This window comes from Enterobacter cloacae complex sp. SHL018, from assembly GCF_049237905.1.
In the GTDB taxonomy this organism is placed as follows: domain Bacteria; phylum Pseudomonadota; class Gammaproteobacteria; order Enterobacterales; family Enterobacteriaceae; genus Enterobacter; species Enterobacter hormaechei_C.
This window is the reverse complement of record NZ_JBMKJE010000009.1, coordinates 55,506-74,531: the sequence shown is the minus strand read 5'-3', so window position 1 is coordinate 74,531 and position 19,026 is coordinate 55,506. Positions and strand designations below refer to the sequence as shown.

Here is a 19,026-nt window from a genome sequence, read left to right as displayed (position 1 = left end):
GGTGGTTACAGAAGTATTCGGTGGAGCGGTAGTTCAGTCGGTTAGAATACCTGCCTGTCACGCAGGGGGTCGCGGGTTCGAGTCCCGTCCGTTCCGCCACTTATTAAGACATTAAGCCTGCCCTTCCGGCAGGCTTAATGGCAAAAACTTTAGGGGCGTAGCTCAGTTGGTAGAGCACCGGTCTCCAAAACCGGGTGTCGCGAGTTCGAGTCTCTCCGCCCCTGCCATATAGAATCCTTTGCTTCGGCAAAGGATTTTTTTTTGCCTGCAAAACAGCTCAACACCTTCCTGAAGAATAAGCAGCCTGCGTTTCCGCAGGCTTTTGCGTTAATCCAGTATGCTGGTTTTTAACAGATCTTTTATCTGCGACTGCTTATCGCTGTTTTGCAGCCAAATGGCATACAGCGGTCTGGAGAGCGTTGTCGAATCGGTGACAACATGGAGTGTAGGATTATTATCCGCCCAGCGAACAGGTAACCAGGTACAGCCTCTCAATGCGGGAAGATGCTGGCATGCGATCTCCGCTGAGCTTGTCGTGAGCTGCGGGATATCATCGCTGGCAATTAACCCCGTCTCGTGTTGCTGAAAATCAGGCCCCCATTCCAGGCGTAAATAATTCAGGTCGGCCTTCATCATTGCAGGCTCCGATGCATAGAGCGCCAGGCTAAACTGTCCAACAATCTGGCTGCTAAATTCGTCCATCTTGGGGGCTTCTGTGGTGATCAGCAGATCAAGCTGCCGCTCGTGGAGTTGCTTAACCAGCGACTGACGTTGCGCAATCCTCGCCTCAAATTGCAGATGGTTGTGTGTGCGATATAGCCGCATAAGCCATTGGCTGAGCATGCATTCCCATAGCGATGCGCTGGCACCGATCGAGAATTCATTATGCCGGGAGGTGTGCGCAACCTCCTTTCGCGCTGCCTGCCAGGTATTCATCAGGGTTTCTGCATAAGGCAACAACTTTTCACCAGCCGGAGTTAAACGAATATTGTTGCGATGGCGGGTAAAAAGGTTCACACCCAGTTGATTTTCCAGCTGTCGAATACGAAAACTGACTGCTGACTGCGTCAGGTAGAGGGCTTCAGCTGCTCGCCCAAAGTGTCGCGTTCTGCTCACTTCGAGGAAAGTTTTTAGCAATTCCGTATCCACATCTTTCTCCACAAAATTATTTGTCGTTATGATTTAAATGTTTTGTTTTACACTCTGTCAAGCGTAACTAATACTCCGCGCCATAAATAGCTCGGCCAAAGAATTAGGAGCGTGTAGGATGGCGGAAAGCTTTACGACGACTAATCGTTTTTTCGACAATAAACATTACCCGCGCGGGTTCTCTCGTCACGGCGATTTCACTATCAAAGAAGCTCAACTTCTTGAGCGCCATGGTTATGCCTTTAACGAGCTGGATCTGGGTAAACGTGAACCGGCAACCGAAGATGAAAAACAGTTTGTCTCTGTTTGCCGTGGTGAGCGTGAGCCGCAGTCTGATGCAGAACGTGTATGGATCAAGTATATGGCTCGCATTAAGCGTCCTAAGCGTTTCCATACGCTGTCTGGCGGTAAGCCGCAGATGGAAGGTGCAGAAGACTACACCGAGTCTGACGATTAAGAAGAGAAGGGGCTACGGCCCCTTTTTTTACGCCAGCATTTTTTGCAGATGCAACAGCAGCCGATCGATCGCACGGTAACTTAATGCCTCCTGCAAATGCCGCCTCTCTATTCCGGAGCAGCCCTCCACGTCGGCGACCGTGCGCGCTACTTTCAACAAACGCTGCCACGCGCGAATGGATAGCCCAAACCGCGTCAGTGTCTCTTCCAGCCAGCCTGCATCTTCAGCGTTAAGAGAACAAAACTGTCGGATCCCGCTGTTATCCAGCCGGGCATTCAGCCTGTTCTGACGAGCATACTGCCGCGCCTGCGCCGCAATAACCCGTTCACGCACAGTTGCTGAGCTTTCGCCCCTAATACCGGTTTGCCTCAGCAGACCGGGCGGGGGCAGGGGGATCTCGAGAGATAAATCAAAACGGTCGAGGAAGGGGCCAGACAGCTTACTCAGATAGCGCAGCGTCTGCTCCGGCGTACAGCGGTTATGATTGCCCTGATAATGACCCGTAGGACTAGGGTTCATCGCCGCGACCAGCTGAAACTGCGCAGGGTAGCTTATTTTGGCCCGAGTACGAGACAAATGGATTTCGCCGGATTCAATCGGCTCCCGCAATGCATCCAGCACGCGGCGTTCAAACTCTGGCAATTCATCCAGAAACAAAATGCCGTTGTGCGCCAGTGAGATTTCACCCGGTCCGGGGATCGAACCCCCGCCCACCATCGCGGTAAGAGACGCACTGTGGTGTGGAGAGCGGAAAGGACGGCGGCGCCACTGTTTATGCAGCGACGTAGAACTGACCAGGCTAAATATCGCGGCGCTTTCCAGCGCTTCGTGATTATTGAGGGGTGGCAACAGACCGCTCAATCTGCTCGCCAGCATCGTTTTCCCCGTGCCTGGCGGACCTATCAGTAACAGGTTATGCCCACCCGCGGCCGTTATCTCTAACGCCCGTTTACCCTGTTCCTGACCCATAATATCGCTGAGATCCTCGGGCGAATCTGGCGCCACCTCGTCATTCTCCTGCGGCTCGGCAAGCTCGTGTCGGCCTTCCAGCCAGGCGCAAACCTCCTGCAAATGTCCCGCGACAAGACACCCCTTTTCGGCAATAAGGCTAACTTCAGAGGCATTTTCATTGGCCACAATGATTTGTCTTCCCGCGCGTATGGCTTCAAGCGCACCCGAGATTGCTCCGGGAACGCCTCTTAACGCGCCTGTAAGCGCTAATTCACCCACGAACTCGCACGAGCTTAGCCCTGGCGTATTGAGCTGTTCAGAAGCCGCGAGAAGCGCTATAGCAATAGGTAAATCATATCGCCCTCCCTCCTTTGGCAAATCGGCGGGCGCAAGGTTAATGGTGATCTTCTTCGCCGGAAAAGCATAACCGCTATTAATAATTGCGCTGCGCACGCGATCCCTCGCCTCTTTAACGGTCGTTTCTGGTAAGCCGACCAGCGTCAGTCCGGGCAGTCCATTACTTAAATGAACCTCTACAGAAATAAGCGGTGCCTTCACGCCGATGGCCGCGCGTGTATAAACAACTGACAGTGACATAAGCCCTCCTTGGCGGTGACTATGCCAGCATCATTTTTTCCTGTTTAGCACTAATTCACTGAATTATGGCGCTCGTTCCAGCCTTTTAGCGGCAAAATGTAATCCTTACATGTCGGTGGAATCGGCCTCGCAGAAAAGAGATCATGCGCGCCTTGCCTGATGAAACAGGCCAAAAAAATGAAAAATCTTCATTTCTATTTTTTCCCTATATAAAACAACGATTTTGAAATAAATAGTTCGCATGCTACAGATATAGGTCATAAAAAAATCTTGTGTCAGATGAAATATCTGTGGTAACTCTTTAGGTATTCCTTCGAACAAGATGCAAAAAGAACTGAAAATGACAGCCCTTCTACGAGTGATTAGCCTGGTCATGATTAGCGTGGTGGTGATTATTATCCCACCGTGCGGGGCTGCACTTGGACGAGGAAAGGCTTAGAAATCAAGCCTTAACGAACTAAGACCCCCGCACCGAAAGGTCCGGGGGTTTTTTTATGACTAAAAAACTTAAATGAGGAGCAGAGAATGACGACTAGCACAAAATTCTGTTTCTCCAGATTTATGACGGGGAACTAACTATGAATGGGGCACAATGGGTAGTACATGCGTTGCGCGCGCAGGGAGTCGAAACCGTATTCGGTTATCCGGGTGGCGCAATTATGCCGATTTACGATGCACTGTATGACGGCGGCGTGGAACACCTCTTGTGCCGACACGAGCAGGGCGCAGCGATGGCCGCCATCGGTTATGCCCGTGCGACCGGTAAAACCGGTGTCTGTATGGCCACCTCAGGTCCCGGCGCAACGAACCTGATCACCGGCCTGGCTGACGCGCTGCTCGATTCCGTACCCGTGGTGGCGATCACCGGCCAGGTGGCCTCTCCATTCATCGGCACCGATGCTTTCCAGGAAGTGGATGTGCTCGGTTTATCGCTGGCCTGCACCAAACACAGCTTCCTCGTTCAGTCTCTCGAAGAGCTGCCGCGGGTGATGGCCGAAGCGTTCGAGGTTGCCAGCTCTGGCCGTCCTGGCCCGGTTCTGGTTGATATCCCGAAAGATATCCAGGTTGCACTCGGCGATCTGGAGCCGCATTTCTCTACCGTGGAAAGCGATAATGCGTTCCCGCATGCAGAGGTGGAAGAGGCGCGTCAGATGATGGCGCAGGCCAAACAACCGATGCTGTACGTAGGCGGCGGCGTGGGCATGGCGCAGGCTGTTCCGGCGCTTCGCGCGTTCATTGCGACCACGCAAATGCCCGCCACCTGCACGCTGAAAGGTCTCGGTGCGGTAGAGGCAGATTACCCGTACTACCTCGGCATGCTGGGGATGCATGGTACCAAAGCGGCAAACCTGGCGGTGCAGGAATGCGACTTGCTTATCGCCGTCGGCGCACGTTTTGACGACCGCGTTACCGGCAAGCTGAATACCTTCGCGCCGAACGCCAAAGTGATCCATATGGACATCGACCCGGCGGAGATGAGCAAACTGCGTCAGGCGCATGTCGCGTTGCAGGGCGATCTTAACGCGCTGTTACCGGCGCTGGAGCAGCCGCTGGATATCAACCCATGGCGTCAGCACACCGCTGATATGCGTACTGAACACGCGTGGCGTTACGATCACCCAGGCGACGCCATCTATGCGCCGCTGCTGTTGAAACAGCTGTCAGACCGTAAACCCGCAGACAGCGTGGTAACGACGGATGTCGGCCAGCATCAGATGTGGTCAGCCCAGCACATGACCTACACCCGCCCGGAGAACTTTATCACCTCGAGCGGCTTAGGCACGATGGGCTTCGGTCTGCCAGCAGCCGTTGGCGCGCAGGTTGCCCGCCCGAACGATACCGTTATCTGTATCTCCGGTGACGGCTCCTTCATGATGAACGTCCAGGAGCTCGGCACCGTGAAGCGTAAGCAGTTACCGCTGAAGATCGTCTTGCTCGATAACCAGCGTTTAGGCATGGTTCGCCAGTGGCAGCAGCTGTTCTTCCAGGAGCGTTACAGCGAAACGACCCTGACCGATAACCCCGATTTCCTCACCCTGGCCAGCGCCTTCGGCATTCCTGGCCAGCACATCACCCGTAAAGACCAGGTTGAAGCGGCACTCGACACCATGCTGTCAAGCGAAGGGCCATACCTGCTTCATGTCTCAATCGACGAGCTTGAGAACGTCTGGCCGTTGGTACCGCCCGGTGCCAGTAACTCACAAATGCTGGAGAAATTATCATGATGCAACATCAGGTCGCCGTGCAGGCTCGCTTCAACCCGGAAACGTTAGAACGCGTATTGCGCGTGGTTCGCCACCGTGGCTTTCAGATTTGCTCTATGAATATGGAAACGGCCACCGACGCGCAGAACATCAGTATCGAATTAACCGTTGCCAGCCCGCGGCCGGTCGACTTACTGTTTAGTCAGTTATCAAAACTGGTAGACGTTGCCCATGTTGCCATCTGCCAGAGCACAACCACATCACAACAAATCCGCGCTTAAGCGTGACAGGACGAAAAAATGACGACAAAAAAAGCTGATTACATTTGGTTCAATGGTGAGATGGTTCGCTGGGAAGACGCGAAAGTTCACGTGATGTCCCACGCGCTGCACTACGGCACCTCCGTGTTTGAAGGGATCCGTTGCTACGATTCTCACAAAGGGCCAGTGGTGTTCCGCCATCGTGAACACATGCAGCGTCTGCATGACTCAGCCAAAATTTATCGTTTCCCGGTCTCCCAAAGCGTTGATGAGCTGATGGAAGCCTGCCGCGAGGTGATTCGCCAGAACAAACTGACCAGCGCCTATATTCGTCCGCTGGTCTTCGTGGGTGATGTTGGCATGGGCGTCAACCCGCCCGCTGGCTATAACACCGATGTGATCATTGCTGCGTTCCCGTGGGGCGCCTACCTGGGCGCGGAAGCGCTGGATCAGGGGATCGACGCAATGGTTTCTTCCTGGAACCGCGTGGCGCCAAACACTATCCCGACTGCGGCTAAAGCGGGCGGTAACTACCTTTCCTCACTGCTGGTCGGCAGCGAAGCGCGCCGTCACGGCTATCAGGAAGGTATCGCGCTGGATGTGAATGGCTACATCTCCGAAGGCGCGGGTGAAAATCTGTTTGAAGTGAAAGACGGCATTCTGTTCACCCCGCCATTCACTTCGTCCGCGCTGCCGGGCATCACCCGCGACGCCATCATCAAGCTGGCAAAAGATCTGGGTATCGAAGTGCGCGAGCAGGTACTGTCCCGCGAATCCCTGTACCTGGCTGATGAAGTGTTCATGTCCGGTACCGCGGCTGAAATTACGCCGGTGCGTAGCGTCGATGGCATTCAGGTGGGCGAAGGCCGCTGTGGCCCGGTCACCAAACGCATTCAGCAAGCCTTCTTCGGCCTCTTCACCGGCGAAACAGAAGACAAATACGGTTGGTTGGATCAGGTTAATCACTAAATATAAATTTGGGACGGCACGCACCGTCCCATTAAATAGTCAGACGGGAGTAAATAAAGCATGCCTAAGTATCGTTCAGCCACCACCACCCACGGCCGTAATATGGCGGGTGCCCGCGCACTGTGGCGCGCCACCGGAATGACCGACGCCGATTTCGGCAAGCCAATTATCGCCGTGGTGAACTCCTTCACCCAGTTTGTGCCGGGCCACGTGCACCTGCGCGATCTCGGTAAGCTGGTTGCCGAGCAAATCGAAGCCTCCGGCGGCGTGGCGAAAGAGTTCAACACCATTGCGGTGGATGACGGTATCGCAATGGGCCACGGGGGGATGCTCTATTCACTGCCGTCGCGCGAGCTGATCGCCGACTCGGTGGAGTACATGGTTAACGCCCACTGCGCTGATGCGATGGTCTGTATCTCCAACTGCGACAAAATCACCCCGGGGATGCTGATGGCCTCCCTGCGCCTGAACATTCCGGTGATCTTTGTTTCCGGCGGCCCGATGGAAGCGGGTAAAACCAAGCTTTCCGACAAAATCATCAAGCTCGACCTGGTCGATGCGATGATTCAGGGCGCGGACCCGAAAGTCTCTGACGAGCAGAGCGACCAGGTGGAACGTTCCGCGTGCCCGACCTGCGGCTCCTGTTCCGGGATGTTCACCGCCAACTCCATGAACTGCCTGACCGAAGCGCTGGGCCTTTCTCAGCCGGGCAACGGCTCGCTGCTGGCAACCCACGCCGACCGTAAACAGCTGTTCCTTAACGCCGGTAAGCGCATCGTTGAGCTGACCAAACGCTACTACGAGCAGGACGACGCCAGCGCGCTGCCGCGCAACATCGCCAGCAAAGCGGCATTCGAAAACGCCATGACGCTGGATATCGCCATGGGCGGTTCCACCAACACCGTTCTGCACCTGCTGGCCGCCGCTCAGGAAGCCGAAATCGACTTCACCATGAGCGACATCGACAAGCTCTCCCGCAAAGTGCCGCAGCTGTGTAAAGTCGCGCCGAGTACCCAGAAGTACCACATGGAAGATGTCCACCGTGCGGGTGGTGTGATTGGTATTCTCGGCGAGCTGGATCGCGCCGGGCTGCTGAACCGCGACGTGAAAAACGTGCTCGGCCTGACGCTGCCGGAGTCGCTGGAGCATTACGACGTGATGCTGACCAAAGACGACGCGGTGAAAAACATGTATCGCGCCGGTCCGGCGGGCATCCGTACCACCCAGGCGTTCTCGCAGGATTGCCGCTGGGACACGCTGGATGACGATCGCGCCGAAGGCTGCATTCGCTCGCTGGAACATGCCTACAGCAAAGACGGCGGTCTGGCCGTGCTGTACGGTAACTTCGCGGAAAATGGCTGCATTGTGAAAACCGCAGGCGTGGACGACAGCATCCTGAAATTTACCGGCCCGGCAAAAGTGTATGAAAGCCAGGACGAAGCGGTAGACGCTATCCTCGGCGGCAAAGTGGTGGAAGGCGACGTGGTGGTCATTCGCTACGAAGGGCCGAAAGGCGGCCCCGGCATGCAGGAGATGCTCTACCCGACCACCTTCCTGAAATCGATGGGCCTCGGCAAAGCCTGCGCGCTGATCACCGATGGTCGTTTCTCTGGCGGCACGTCAGGCCTCTCCATTGGCCACGTCTCGCCAGAAGCGGCAAGCGGCGGCAATATCGCGATCATCGAAGATGGCGACCTGATCGAAATCGACATTCCGAACCGCGGCATTCAGCTGAAGCTGAGTGACCAGGAGATTGCGGCCCGTCGTGAGGCGCAGGAAGCCCGCGGCGACAAAGCCTGGACGCCGAAAGATCGTCAGCGTGAAGTCTCCTTCGCCCTGCGCGCTTACGCGAGTCTTGCCACCAGTGCAGATAAAGGCGCGGTGCGCGATAAATCTAAACTGGGGGGCTAATGATGGCCGAGTCACAACCCTTATCCGCCGCCCCGGAGGGGGCGGAATACCTGAGAGCGGTACTACGCGCGCCGGTCTATGAAGCGGTGCAGGTCACGCCCCTGCAAAAAATGGACAAACTCTCTTCGCGTCTCGACAACGTCATTCTGGTGAAGCGTGAAGACAGGCAGCCGGTGCACAGCTTCAAGCTGCGCGGCGCCTACGCGATGATGGCCGGGCTGACGGACGAGCAGAAAGCACGCGGGGTGATTACCGCCTCGGCGGGCAATCACGCGCAGGGCGTGGCGTTCTCCTCGGCGCGTCTGGGGCTGAAGGCGCTGATCGTGATGCCGGTCGCCACCGCAGATATCAAGGTCGACGCGGTGCGCGGGTTCGGCGGAGAAGTGCTGCTTCACGGCGCTAACTTTGACGAAGCCAAAGCCAAAGCGATTGAGCTGGCGCAGCAGCAGGGCTTCACCTGGGTGCCGCCGTTCGATCACCCGATGGTGATTGCCGGGCAGGGTACGCTGGCGCTGGAACTGTTGCAGCAGGACGCCCATCTCGACCGCGTTTTCGTCCCGGTGGGCGGCGGTGGCTTAGCCGCAGGTGTGGCGGTGCTGATCAAACAGCTGATGCCGCAGATCAAAGTGATTGCGGTTGAAGCGGAAGACTCTGCCTGCCTGAAGGCGGCGCTGGACGCGGGACATCCGGTAGATCTGCCGCGCGTCGGGCTGTTCGCCGAGGGCGTGGCGGTGAAGCGCATTGGCGACGAAACGTTCCGCCTGTGCCAGGAGTATCTCGACGATATCGTCACCGTCGACAGCGACGCTATCTGCGCGGCGATGAAAGATCTCTTCGAGGATGTGCGTGCGGTGGCGGAACCATCCGGCGCGCTGGCGCTGGCGGGAATGAAAAAATACATCGCCCAGCACAATATTCGCGGCCAGCGTCTGGCGCACGTGCTTTCCGGTGCCAACGTGAACTTCCACGGTCTGCGCTACGTTTCCGAGCGCTGTGAGCTGGGTGAGCAGCGTGAAGCGCTGCTGGCGGTGACCATTCCGGAAGAAAAGGGCAGCTTCCTGAAGTTCTGTCAGCTGCTGGGCGGTCGTTCGGTAACGGAGTTCAACTACCGCTTTGCCGATGCCAAAGATGCGTGCATTTTTGTCGGCGTGCGTCTGAGCCGTGGCGTGGAGGAGCGCAAAGAGATCCTCAGCCTGCTGCATGACGGCGGTTACAGCGTGGTCGATCTCTCCGACGACGAGATGGCGAAGCTGCACGTGCGTTACATGGTCGGCGGCCGTCCATCCAAGCCGCTGAAGGAACGCCTGTTCAGCTTCGAGTTCCCGGAATCGCCGGGCGCGCTGCTCAAGTTCCTGCACACGTTGGGCACGCACTGGAACATCTCTCTGTTCCACTACCGCAGCCACGGCACCGACTATGGCCGCGTACTGGCGGCGTTCGAGCTGGGCGAGCACGAGCCGGATTTCGAAACGCGCCTGAACGAGCTGGGCTATGAGTGCCATGACGAAACCCACAACCCGGCGTTCCGTTTCTTCCTGGCGGGTTAGGTTGTTCGGGAAAATGCCTGATGGCGCTGCGCTTATCAGGCCTACGTTCTAAGGGGTGAACTGCGTGTAGGCCGGGTAAGCGCAGCGCCACCCGGCTTTAGTGGTTCGGCAATATCTTCCAGAACGCATCAATAAGCGGCTCATGCAGCCGCTTTTTTTGTGCGCACACGCCTAGCTCGAACGGCGTTTTCTCATCGCTGCGTTCTAAAATCATCACGCGATTGCGCACCGGCTCCGGGCTGTTTTCCAGCACCACTTCCGGTAGCAGCGCTACGCCGCAGCCGAGCGCCACCATCGATACCATCGCCTCATGGCCGCCGACCGTGGCGTAAATCGACGGGTTACTGATCTTCTGGCGGCGGAACCACAGCTCAATGCGGCGGCGCACCGGCCCCTGATCGGCCATGATAAACGGCACCGTGGACCAGTCCGGTTTCTCCACCGAAACCTGGTTGCGCACCGGGCAGGGCAGCGCCGGGGCAATCAGCACTACCGCCAGATTCTCCAGCATCGAGAACGCCACCGCCCCCGGCAGCGTTTCAGGTTTTCCGGCAATCGCCAGATCCGCTTCGCCCGTAACCACTTTTTCCATCGCGTCGGCGGCATCGCCGGTGGTGAGCTTAATTTCAACCGACGGATGTTCCGCGCGGAAGCGGTCGAGAATGGGGGGAAGATGGCTGTAGGCAGCGGTCACGGAACAGAAAATATGCAGCTCGCCGGAAAGCGACGGCCCCTGCTGGTCGATGGTGTGCCGCAGCTGCTGATACTGTAATAACGTCTGCTGAGCAAAGATGCGCAGCTCTTCACCGGCTTCCGTGAGAGTGACGGTGCGGTTATCGCGCACGAACAGCGGCTGGCCGAGGTCTTCCTCAAGGCGCTGGATCTGGCGCGACAGCGTGGAGGGGCTGACGTGCATCGCCCGGGCGCTGCGGCCAAAGTGACGGCTTTCCGCCAGGTGCAGGAACATTTTCAGATCGCGTAAATCCACCGATTCCACTCCCTCTTTTTACATTGCAAAAATTGCAATGTGACGTTGTGAATATATCAATTTCCGCAATAAATTTCCTGTTGTAATGTGGGTACATTCTCGCTGAAACGCGAACCGAACAATAAGACACACAACATCACGAGGTATCACCCATGGCTAACTACTTTAATACACTGAACTTGCGCCAGCAGCTGGCGCAGCTGGGCAAATGCCGCTTCATGGCGCGCGATGAATTTGCTGATGGCGCGAGCTACCTTCAGGGTAAAAAAGTGGTCATTGTCGGCTGTGGCGCACAGGGTCTGAACCAGGGCCTGAACATGCGTGACTCCGGGCTGGATATCTCCTACGCCCTGCGTAAAGAAGCGATTGCCGAAAAGCGTGCTTCCTGGCGTAAAGCGACCGAAAACGGCTTCAAAGTGGGTACCTACGAAGAGCTGATCCCGCAGGCGGATCTGGTGGTTAACCTGACGCCAGACAAGCAGCACTCTGACGTTGTGCGTTCCGTACAGCCGCTGATGAAAGACGGCGCCGCGCTGGGTTACTCCCACGGCTTCAACATCGTTGAAGTGGGCGAGCAGATCCGTAAAGACATCACCGTGGTGATGGTGGCACCGAAGTGCCCGGGCACCGAAGTGCGCGAAGAGTACAAACGTGGCTTCGGCGTACCGACGCTGATCGCCGTTCACCCGGAAAACGATCCGAAAGGCGAAGGCATGGCGATTGCCAAAGCCTGGGCAGCGGCCACTGGCGGCCATCGTGCGGGCGTGCTGGAATCTTCCTTCGTTGCGGAAGTGAAATCTGACCTGATGGGCGAGCAGACCATCCTGTGCGGCATGCTCCAGGCCGGCTCTCTGCTGTGCTTCGACAAGCTGGTGGAAGAAGGCACCGATCCGGCATACGCGGAAAAACTGATTCAGTTCGGCTGGGAAACCATCACCGAAGCGCTGAAGCAGGGCGGCATTACGCTGATGATGGACCGTCTGTCCAACCCGGCAAAACTGCGCGCGTTCGCACTCTCTGAACAGCTGAAAACCATCATGGCGCCGCTGTTCCAGAAACACATGGACGACATCATCTCCGGCGAGTTCTCTTCCGGCATGATGGCGGACTGGGCGAATGACGATAAGAAACTGCTGACCTGGCGCGAAGAGACCGGTAAAACCGCGTTCGAAACCGCACCACAGTATGACGGCAAGATCACCGAGCAGGAGTACTTCGATAAAGGCGTCCTGATGATCGCGATGGTGAAAGCGGGCGTTGAGCTGGCGTTCGAAACCATGGTGGATTCGGGCATCATTGAAGAATCTGCGTACTATGAATCGCTGCACGAGCTGCCGCTGATCGCGAACACCATCGCCCGTAAGCGTCTGTATGAGATGAACGTGGTGATCTCCGATACCGCCGAGTACGGTAACTACCTGTTCTCTTACGCCTGCGTACCGCTGCTGAAAGAGTTCATGACCACCCTGCAAGCGGGCGATCTGGGCCAGGCGATTGCGGAAGGAGCGGTTGATAACGCGCAGCTGCGTGACGTCAACGAAGCGATTCGCAGCCACGAAATCGAGAAAGTGGGCCAGAAACTGCGTGGCTACATGACCGATATGAAACGTATCGCGGTAGCAGGCTAAACACGACGAATCGGGTGGCGTAAGCCACCCGAACTGTTTTAGCTACGCAATATCGCGCCGGGATAACCCAGCTGGCGCCACGCCTCATACACCACCACCGACACCGCATTCGACAGGTTCATGCTGCGGCTGTCCGGCATCATCGGAATACGAATTTTCTGCTCAGCGGGCAGGGCATCCAGAATGGTGGCCGGCAGGCCGCGGGTTTCCGGACCAAACATCAGATAATCCCCGTCCTGATAGCTTACGGCGCTGTGCGCTGGCGTACCTTTGGTGGTCAGGGCGAACATGCGCTGTGGTTTTTCGGATCCCAGAAACGCGGCGTAATCGTGATGACGAATGACGGCGGTAAACTCATGGTAGTCCAGCCCCGCGCGGCGCAGACGTTTGTCGTCCCACGTAAAGCCCATCGGCTCAATGATGTGCAGACGAAAACCGGTGTTGGCGCACAGGCGGATAATATTGCCGGTGTTCGGCGGAATTTCTGGTTCGAATAAGACGATGTTAAGCATGCTGCCCCCTTAATTGCGGGGGCAGAATAGCAGAAAAGAGAGGGACTAGGCGACGCCCGGCTCCTGCGCGCGGCTATACAGCATTTTGTAGACGGTTGCCGCCGCAGCCACGAGAGCAGGTACGCTGAGGATCATTAAAATACTGTCCGCCTGCCACTGCATGGAAAGAAGCTGGGCGCTGGTCATGGTGCCCGCCACGCCGCCGAAGCGGCCGATCCCCTGCATCCAGGCGATACCCGTCGCTCGGCACTCGGTAGGGTAAAAGGTGGCGGCCAGGGTCTGCATGCCCGACTGCGCGCCGTTCATCGCGATCCCCATCAGGAAAATTAACCCGCCAAACAGGGCGATATGGTTATGCTCAATGCCGAGTAAAAGAATCAGGCCCATCGTCAGCACGAAACCACACGCGACCACCTTGTGCGCTTCCCAGCGATCCATCATCCAGCCCGCGAGCAAAATGCCAGCGGTGCCGCCGAAGGTGAACAGCGAGGTAAGCCAGGCGGATTCCGTCAGCGCATATCCCATCCCCTGCATCAGCGTTGGCATCCAGCTCAGCAGGACGTAATAAATCACCAGCCCCATAAAATAGGTGACCCACAGCATCAGGGTGCCGGGCAGCCAGGGCATGGAAAACAGCTGCGACACGCTGCCTTTTTTCGACGCGACTTTCTCCTCCGCGAGGAAAAAGCCCGTGACGCTATCCAGCGTGCTGCGGGCGAACCGGCTGGCGATGCGGCGAACCTGGGCGACGTCCTTCCCGCGCTGCACCAGAAACTTCACCGACTCCGGCAACAGCAGCGCCAGCAGCACCGTTAAAATCAGCGGCGCAATCGCGCCGGTCAGCAGCACGCTTCGCCAGCCGTGGTGAGGGATAAGCCAGGACGAGATTGCTCCGCCGCCCGCCGCACCCAGAGGGAAGCCGCAGTACATGGTGTTAATTGCCATGGCGCGGCAGCGCTGGGGGGCAAACTCGGAGATCAGCGTGATGGCGTTAGGCATGGCAGCGCCGAGGCCGAGGCCTGTCAGAAATCGCCATAGCGTCAGGGTATTCAGACTTTGCGCCCAGGCCGTGCCCAGGCTCGCCAGGCCGAAGAACAGGCATGAAAAGACCAGTACGCGCTTGCGTCCCATCCGGTCCGATACCGGACCTGCAATCAGGGCTCCCAGCGACAGCCCCAGCAGCGCCGCACTCAGCACCGGCCCCAGATCCTGTTTATGTATTCCCCACTCCGTCGACAGCGTAGGCGCAATGTAACCCATCGCTGCGGTATCAAACCCATCAATCGCCAGCACCAGAAAGCCCAGCACAATAAGAAGCCAGTGAAACCCTGAAAAAGGACTTTCATCGATCACCTGCTGAATATCCACCCGACCTGAATACGTCATACGTTCCCCTCCGATGTGATGTTGTTTTTGTGTTCTTGTATTTGCTTGTCTATACAATTGCGGACGGCAGGTGGATGTCAAATTTTCTTATCCAGAATGTTACGCAGGTGTTATTTTCGACAAAAAAAGCGCCCGAGGGGGAAGTCGGGCGCGGAAGAAGGGAAGGCTAAACGGGGGAGATCAGGCCGCGTTTCCCTGAGAAAGAGGGGCCAGCGCCGCAGGCAGCTTACTGAGCTCCTGCACCAGCGAGTCTTTGCTGATTTCGCTAATCGACTTCGCCCCGGTCAGCGTCATCGCCACCTTCATCTCTTTCTCGATCAGGTTCAGCAGATTCGCCACGCCCGCCTGGCCGCTGGTGGCCAGCGCGTACAGGTAAGCACGGCCCAGCAGCACGCTGTCCGCGCCCAGCGCAATCATGCGCACCACGTCCAGCCCGTTACGGATGCCGCTGTCGGCCAGGATCGCAATATCGCCTTTCACCGCATCGGCAATGGCCGGCAGGGCGCGGGCGGAGGAGAGCACCCCGTCAAGCTGGCGGCCACCATGGTTAGAGACCACGATCCCATCGGCGCCAAAACGTACCGCGTCGCGGGCATCTTCCGGGTCGAGGATCCCTTTGATCACCATCGGGCCGTCCCAGAATTCGCGGATCCACTCCAGGTCTTTCCATGAGATCGACGGATCGAAATTGTTCGCCAGCCAGCCGATGTAATCCTCCAGCCCGGTCGGTTTACCCAGGTAGGCCGAAATATTGCCCAGATCGTGCGGACGGCCGTTCAGCCCGACATCCCACGCCCACTGCGGGTGCGTCACCGCCTGCCAGTAACGGCGCAGGGCCGCGTTAGGGCCGCTCATGCCGGAGTGGGCGTCGCGGTAGCGCGCGCCGGGGGTCGGCATGTCGACGGTAAAGACCAGCGTTGAGCAGCCCGCCGCTTTGGCGCGCTCCAGTGCGTTGCGCATAAAACCGCGATCGCGCAGGACGTACAGCTGGAACCACATCGGGCGCTTGATGGTCGGGGCGACTTCTTCAATCGGGCAGACGGACACGGTGGAAAGGGTAAACGGAATGCCTTTGGCATCTGCGGCGGCGGCGGCCTGCACTTCACCGCGACGGGCATACATGCCGCATAAACCGACAGGTGCGAGCGCTACCGGCATGGAGAGCGTTTCGTTAAACAGCTTCGTCTCAAGGCTCAGGTCAGACATATTCTTCAGCACGCGCTGGCGCAGGGCCACCTCCGACAGGTCTTCCACGTTGCGGCGCAGGGTGTATTCGGCATACGCCCCGCCGTCAATGTAGTGGAACAGGAACGGGGGCAAAATGCGCTGCGCCGCGGCGCGATAATCACTGGCTGCTGAAATAATCATGCTTTGTTCTCCCTGGAAATATCACTCTCGCCAGGCAGACGGGTAATACGCGCCTGTCGGGCCTGATCTTCATCGAATCGTTTAATGGTGGTATGCACGAAGCCGAGATGCGCCATCATCGCCTTGCGCGCAGCCTCGGCATCACCGGCCAGAATGGCGTTGAGCACCGCCTCGTGCTGTTCGGTCAGCTGAGCAAACACCGGCGGGACCAGATACATGCGCTGGCGGCTCTGCTTCACGGAGGATTGCAGCAGGTCGAAGAACCCGCGCATGGTTTGCAGCAGCACCACGTTGTGCGAGGCCTCGGCAATCGCCAGATGGAACCGCACGTCCGCCTGGGAGGCGATGTCCGGGTCGCTGCTTTGCGTGGCTTCAAAACAGGCTTTGAGCTTCTCTTTGTCGGCGTCGGTTGCCCGCATCGCCGCGTGCCACGCTGTACTGGTTTCGATGGCGTGACGCGCTTCGAGGATGTCGAAGCTGTAGTCCGGGTCGTTTTCCATCAGCGTCTTCAGCGGCTGCACGATGTTTTGTTCGGACCAGTCGTCATGCTGCCAGCGCACAAAGGTGCCGCCGCCGCGACGGCTCAGCAGCACCCCTTCACTAACCAGCGTCGCCAGCGCCTCGCGCAGTGAGTTGCGCGACACGCCAAGCTGAGCGGCAAGCTGACGCTCGGCGGGCAATCTCATGCCCGCTTCCAGCTGTTGTTCTTCTATCAGCGCCCGTACGCGAGTGGCAATCTCGTCGGACAGGCGTCTGGGCATCACTATCATGGAATCATCCAGGTTAAGACATAGGCCTGCAATGTGGTGATCACGCCCACCATGCAGGTAAATATCAGGCTGTGTTTAACGGTAAAGCGGAACAGGTCCGACTCTTTGCCTACCAGCCCCACCGCGGCACAGGCAATGGCGATGGACTGCGGCGAGATCATCTTCCCGGTCACGCCGCCGGTGGTGTTCGCGGCGACCAGCAGCACGTCCGAGACGCCAATCTGCTGCGCGGCCGTGGCCTGTAGGGCGGCAAACAGGGCGTTAGATGACGTATCTGAACCAGTCAGGAACACCCCCAGCCAGCCGAGGAACGGCGAGAAGAAGGTAAACGCGTGGCCGGTATGCGCCAGCGCTAACGCCAGCGTCGACGACAGGCCGGAGTAGTTCGAAATAAACGCGAACGCCAGCACCATGCCGATGGAGTAAATCGGCAACATCAGCTCTTTAATCGTCGCCGCAAAGGTCTGCACCGCGGCGGCAGGCTTCATGCGCAGCCACACTACGGAAAGGATAGCGGCAAACAGGATGGCCGTGCCGGTGGCTGAGAACCAGTCGAACTTAAACACTGCCGCATATGGCGTGGCGTCGTGCACCACCGGCGGCATACGGGCGACCATTTTGTCGAGGAACGGCACGGAGATATTAATCACCATGTCGTACAGCGCGCCGCCCGGGGCGAACAGGGCTTTAAAAGGCGGAATGCTCCACAGCGTCACGGTGGCGGTCAGGAACAGGAACGGTGACCATGCGCGCACAATCTGTCCGGCGGTATAGCCGGTGCGCGCCAGCGTCTGATCCACATGTGAGGCACCCATATCGGCAAAGCGGAAGATGCGCACCGGCTGCCAGCGTTTCAGGAACAGCGTCAGGCAGACCAGCGACACCAGGGAAGAGATGATGTCCGGCAGTTCCGGGCCGAGGAAGTTGGAGCTGAGATACTGGGCAATGGCGAACGAACCGCCCGCTACCATCACCGCAGGCCAGGTCTCCTTCACGCCGCGCCAGCCGTCCATAATCGCCATGATCCAGAACAGCACGATAATGGTCAGGAACGGCAGCTGGCGACCCACCATCTGGCCGATCTCGAAGCTGTCCAGCCCGGTCACCTGGCCCGCCACCAGAATCGGAATGCCCATCGCGCCAAACGCTACCGGGGCGGTGTTCACAATCAGGCACAGGCCAGCGGCATACAGCGGGTTAAAGCCCAGCCCGACCAGCAGAGCGGCGGTGATCGCCACCGGCGCGCCAAATCCTGCCGCCCCTTCAAGGAACGCCCCGAAGGAGAAACCGACAATCAGCATCTGTAAACGCTGGTCCGGTGTAATAGAGAGAATCGACGAGCGAATAATATCGAACTGCCCGGTTTTGACCGAGATTTTGTAGACAAAGACGGCGGCGATGATGATCCACGCAATCGGCCACAGGCCGTAGAAGAAACCATACACCACGGAGGCCAGCGCGCGATCGACCGGCATTTTATAGAAGAACAGCGCCACCAGCAGGGCGATGGCAACGGTGTACGTTGCGGCAAGGTAGCCCTTCAGCTTGAGCTTAATTAGCGCAAAGAAGAAGAACAGGATCGGTAGCGATGCGATCAGGCTCGACAGCCAGATATTCCCGGCCGGATCGTAGTTTTGTTGCCAGAGGCTCATGCAGGTCTCCTGAGGACCACACAGGTGTTCGTCGGGTGAGTCTCTGCTCATCTCAGCGTCACACTTAGTGTAAAAGTGGTCCATCCAATATTGTGATGTAGGGTTAATGGCAATAAATGGTTAACCAAGTGTTGCTATTCGGCAATGGTTTTGTGAAGTGGAGCATCAAAACTGTGAACGATGGATAGCTTTGCGCATGATTGGTAGGACCAAAATCGCAAAATCAACTCACCGTGTGCGTTGGGAGCGGTAGTCAGGTGGAGGGCATTACTTTCGCCTTTTGAGCAGATACGGCGCGTAAAAGATGTTGAATAAAATGGGGAGGTGATAATATTACGTGAATTGAATGAGGTTTATTTGCTTTATTTGTGTTTTTGAAAAGCTGTATATATGTGAGCAGAGTGATTTATTTCCTATAAATAAAATTTTTTTTGGTTAAAAATGCGAAATCTAAGCTGTAGCAAAAAATTTTAATTAGGGTAAATTTCACATATAGATTTTAACAGTGTATTACAAACGATCAATTGCTGATCGATAAAGAAATATCCTGTTTAACCGTGATTTTTCAGGATAAAGGGAAAGAATTTTTTGCTGAAGTGACATTTTTTGGCTAATAATATTCTGAAATAAATTGATCAAACAATGATCAGTTGGCTCTCTTGTAATTTAGTTACGGT

17 protein-coding genes and 2 tRNA genes are annotated in these 19,026 nt (G+C 57.1%); 11 read left to right on the top strand and 8 right to left on the bottom strand.

The window, feature by feature from the left end; genetic code table 11:
* Positions 1 to 22 precede the first annotated feature (22 nt).
* Positions 23 to 99 (top strand) — tRNA-Asp (locus ACOTY5_RS21845).
* 52 nt (positions 100 to 151) lie between these two features.
* A tRNA-Trp gene (locus ACOTY5_RS21840) sits at positions 152 to 227 on the top strand.
* A 100-nt stretch (positions 228 to 327) separates the two neighbouring features.
* On the opposite strand, the gene hdfR is transcribed toward ACOTY5_RS21840, so the two are convergent.
* Entirely contained in the window at positions 328 to 1,161 is an 834-nt protein-coding gene (hdfR, locus tag ACOTY5_RS21835) for an HTH-type transcriptional regulator HdfR (protein ID WP_196214263.1), read from the bottom strand.
* Between the two features lie 106 nt (positions 1,162 to 1,267).
* Here hdfR and ACOTY5_RS21830 point away from each other — a divergent pair, with 106 nt between their 5' ends.
* Entirely contained in the window at positions 1,268 to 1,606 is a 339-nt protein-coding gene (locus ACOTY5_RS21830; RefSeq protein ID WP_006808641.1) for a DUF413 domain-containing protein, read from the top strand.
* 27 nt (positions 1,607 to 1,633) lie between these two features.
* Here ACOTY5_RS21830 and ACOTY5_RS21825 read toward each other — a convergent pair whose 3' ends face one another.
* A complete protein-coding gene (locus tag ACOTY5_RS21825) occupies positions 1,634 to 3,154 on the bottom strand; it encodes a YifB family Mg chelatase-like AAA ATPase (RefSeq protein WP_045142510.1) in 1,521 nt (506 codons plus the stop codon).
* Between the two features lie 340 nt (positions 3,155 to 3,494).
* On the opposite strand from ACOTY5_RS21825, the gene ilvL reads away from it, so the two are divergent.
* The 7 genes from ilvL to ilvA all read left to right on the top strand — a co-directional run bounded on the left by ilvL (position 3,495) and on the right by ilvA (position 10,045).
* Entirely contained in the window at positions 3,495 to 3,593 is a 99-nt protein-coding gene (ilvL, locus tag ACOTY5_RS21820) for an ilv operon leader peptide (protein WP_001375501.1), read from the top strand.
* Positions 3,594 to 3,679: 86 nt separating this feature from the next.
* A complete protein-coding gene (ilvX, locus tag ACOTY5_RS21815; protein WP_166792073.1) occupies positions 3,680 to 3,730 on the top strand; it encodes a peptide IlvX in 51 nt (16 codons plus the stop codon).
* Between the two features lie 2 nt (positions 3,731 to 3,732).
* Positions 3,733 to 5,379 (top strand): acetolactate synthase 2 catalytic subunit, encoded by a 1,647-nt coding sequence (gene ilvG / locus ACOTY5_RS21810; RefSeq protein WP_017382572.1) that lies wholly within the window; start codon positions 3,733 to 3,735, stop codon positions 5,377 to 5,379.
* Positions 5,376 to 5,639, top strand: a complete 264-nt coding sequence (ilvM, locus tag ACOTY5_RS21805; RefSeq protein ID WP_003860184.1) for an acetolactate synthase 2 small subunit — start codon at positions 5,376 to 5,378, stop codon at positions 5,637 to 5,639. Before ilvG ends, ilvM begins: the two co-directional genes overlap by 4 nt.
* An 18-nt stretch (positions 5,640 to 5,657) precedes the next feature.
* Positions 5,658 to 6,587: a branched-chain-amino-acid transaminase gene (ilvE, locus tag ACOTY5_RS21800; protein ID WP_003860182.1), complete on the top strand. Its 930-nt coding sequence runs from the start codon at positions 5,658 to 5,660 to the stop codon at positions 6,585 to 6,587.
* A gap of 60 nt (positions 6,588 to 6,647) precedes the next feature.
* Positions 6,648 to 8,498, top strand: a complete 1,851-nt coding sequence (ilvD, locus tag ACOTY5_RS21795) for a dihydroxy-acid dehydratase (RefSeq protein WP_045142509.1) — start codon at positions 6,648 to 6,650, stop codon at positions 8,496 to 8,498.
* Between the two features lie 2 nt (positions 8,499 to 8,500).
* Positions 8,501 to 10,045: a threonine ammonia-lyase, biosynthetic gene (gene ilvA, locus ACOTY5_RS21790; RefSeq protein ID WP_108720812.1), complete on the top strand. Its 1,545-nt coding sequence runs from the start codon at positions 8,501 to 8,503 to the stop codon at positions 10,043 to 10,045.
* Between the two features lie 97 nt (positions 10,046 to 10,142).
* Here the strand turns inward: ilvA and ilvY are convergent, their stop codons facing one another.
* The gene (gene ilvY / locus ACOTY5_RS21785; RefSeq protein ID WP_017382574.1) at positions 10,143 to 11,033 is read right to left on the bottom strand and encodes an HTH-type transcriptional activator IlvY; all 891 of its coding nucleotides are present in this window, start codon (positions 11,031 to 11,033) and stop codon (positions 10,143 to 10,145) included.
* Between the two features lie 152 nt (positions 11,034 to 11,185).
* On the opposite strand from ilvY, the gene ilvC reads away from it, so the two are divergent.
* Positions 11,186 to 12,661, top strand: coding sequence for a ketol-acid reductoisomerase (gene ilvC, locus ACOTY5_RS21780; RefSeq protein WP_006808634.1), 1,476 nt, complete (start codon positions 11,186 to 11,188; stop codon positions 12,659 to 12,661).
* A 38-nt stretch (positions 12,662 to 12,699) separates the two neighbouring features.
* Here the strand turns inward: ilvC and trmL are convergent, their stop codons facing one another.
* The 5 genes from trmL to lldP all read right to left on the bottom strand — a co-directional run bounded on the left by trmL (position 12,700) and on the right by lldP (position 18,349).
* Complete coding sequence (gene trmL, locus ACOTY5_RS21775; RefSeq protein WP_045142507.1) at positions 12,700 to 13,173, bottom strand: tRNA (uridine(34)/cytosine(34)/5-carboxymethylaminomethyluridine(34)-2'-O)-methyltransferase TrmL; 474 nt, start codon at positions 13,171 to 13,173, stop codon at positions 12,700 to 12,702.
* Positions 13,174 to 13,218: 45 nt separating this feature from the next.
* Entirely contained in the window at positions 13,219 to 14,559 is a 1,341-nt protein-coding gene (locus tag ACOTY5_RS21770; protein WP_045142506.1) for an MFS transporter, read from the bottom strand.
* Positions 14,560 to 14,739: 180 nt separating this feature from the next.
* Complete coding sequence (gene lldD, locus ACOTY5_RS21765; RefSeq protein ID WP_006808631.1) at positions 14,740 to 15,927, bottom strand: quinone-dependent L-lactate dehydrogenase; 1,188 nt, start codon at positions 15,925 to 15,927, stop codon at positions 14,740 to 14,742.
* Positions 15,924 to 16,697, bottom strand: a complete 774-nt coding sequence (gene lldR, locus ACOTY5_RS21760; protein WP_006808630.1) for a transcriptional regulator LldR — start codon at positions 16,695 to 16,697, stop codon at positions 15,924 to 15,926. Before lldR ends, lldD begins: the two co-directional genes overlap by 4 nt.
* On the bottom strand, positions 16,694 to 18,349 hold the full coding sequence (gene lldP / locus ACOTY5_RS21755) for an L-lactate permease (RefSeq protein ID WP_003860175.1): 1,656 nt from the start codon (positions 18,347 to 18,349) through the stop codon (positions 16,694 to 16,696). The genes lldR and lldP overlap by 4 nt, the downstream gene beginning before the upstream one ends.
* Between the last annotated feature and the right edge of the window lie 677 nt (positions 18,350 to 19,026).

Coding starts and splice junctions, on each gene's coding strand:
- ilvE (WP_003860182.1), top strand. CDS start 5,658: ATGACGACAAAAAAAGCTGATTACATTTGGTTCAATGGTGAGATGGTT.
- lldD (WP_006808631.1), bottom strand. CDS start 15,927: ATGATTATTTCAGCAGCCAGTGATTATCGCGCCGCGGCGCAGCGCATT.
- ilvG (WP_017382572.1), top strand. CDS start 3,733: ATGAATGGGGCACAATGGGTAGTACATGCGTTGCGCGCGCAGGGAGTC.
- lldP (WP_003860175.1), bottom strand. CDS start 18,349: ATGAGCCTCTGGCAACAAAACTACGATCCGGCCGGGAATATCTGGCTG.
- ilvA (WP_108720812.1), top strand. CDS start 8,501: ATGGCCGAGTCACAACCCTTATCCGCCGCCCCGGAGGGGGCGGAATAC.
- ilvC (WP_006808634.1), top strand. CDS start 11,186: ATGGCTAACTACTTTAATACACTGAACTTGCGCCAGCAGCTGGCGCAG.
- trmL (WP_045142507.1), bottom strand. CDS start 13,173: ATGCTTAACATCGTCTTATTCGAACCAGAAATTCCGCCGAACACCGGC.
- ilvD (WP_045142509.1), top strand. CDS start 6,648: ATGCCTAAGTATCGTTCAGCCACCACCACCCACGGCCGTAATATGGCG.
- ACOTY5_RS21830 (WP_006808641.1), top strand. CDS start 1,268: ATGGCGGAAAGCTTTACGACGACTAATCGTTTTTTCGACAATAAACAT.
- ACOTY5_RS21825 (WP_045142510.1), bottom strand. CDS start 3,154: ATGTCACTGTCAGTTGTTTATACACGCGCGGCCATCGGCGTGAAGGCA.
- ilvM (WP_003860184.1), top strand. CDS start 5,376: ATGATGCAACATCAGGTCGCCGTGCAGGCTCGCTTCAACCCGGAAACG.
- lldR (WP_006808630.1), bottom strand. CDS start 16,697: ATGATAGTGATGCCCAGACGCCTGTCCGACGAGATTGCCACTCGCGTA.
- ACOTY5_RS21770 (WP_045142506.1), bottom strand. CDS start 14,559: ATGACGTATTCAGGTCGGGTGGATATTCAGCAGGTGATCGATGAAAGT.
- ilvL (WP_001375501.1), top strand. CDS start 3,495: ATGACAGCCCTTCTACGAGTGATTAGCCTGGTCATGATTAGCGTGGTG.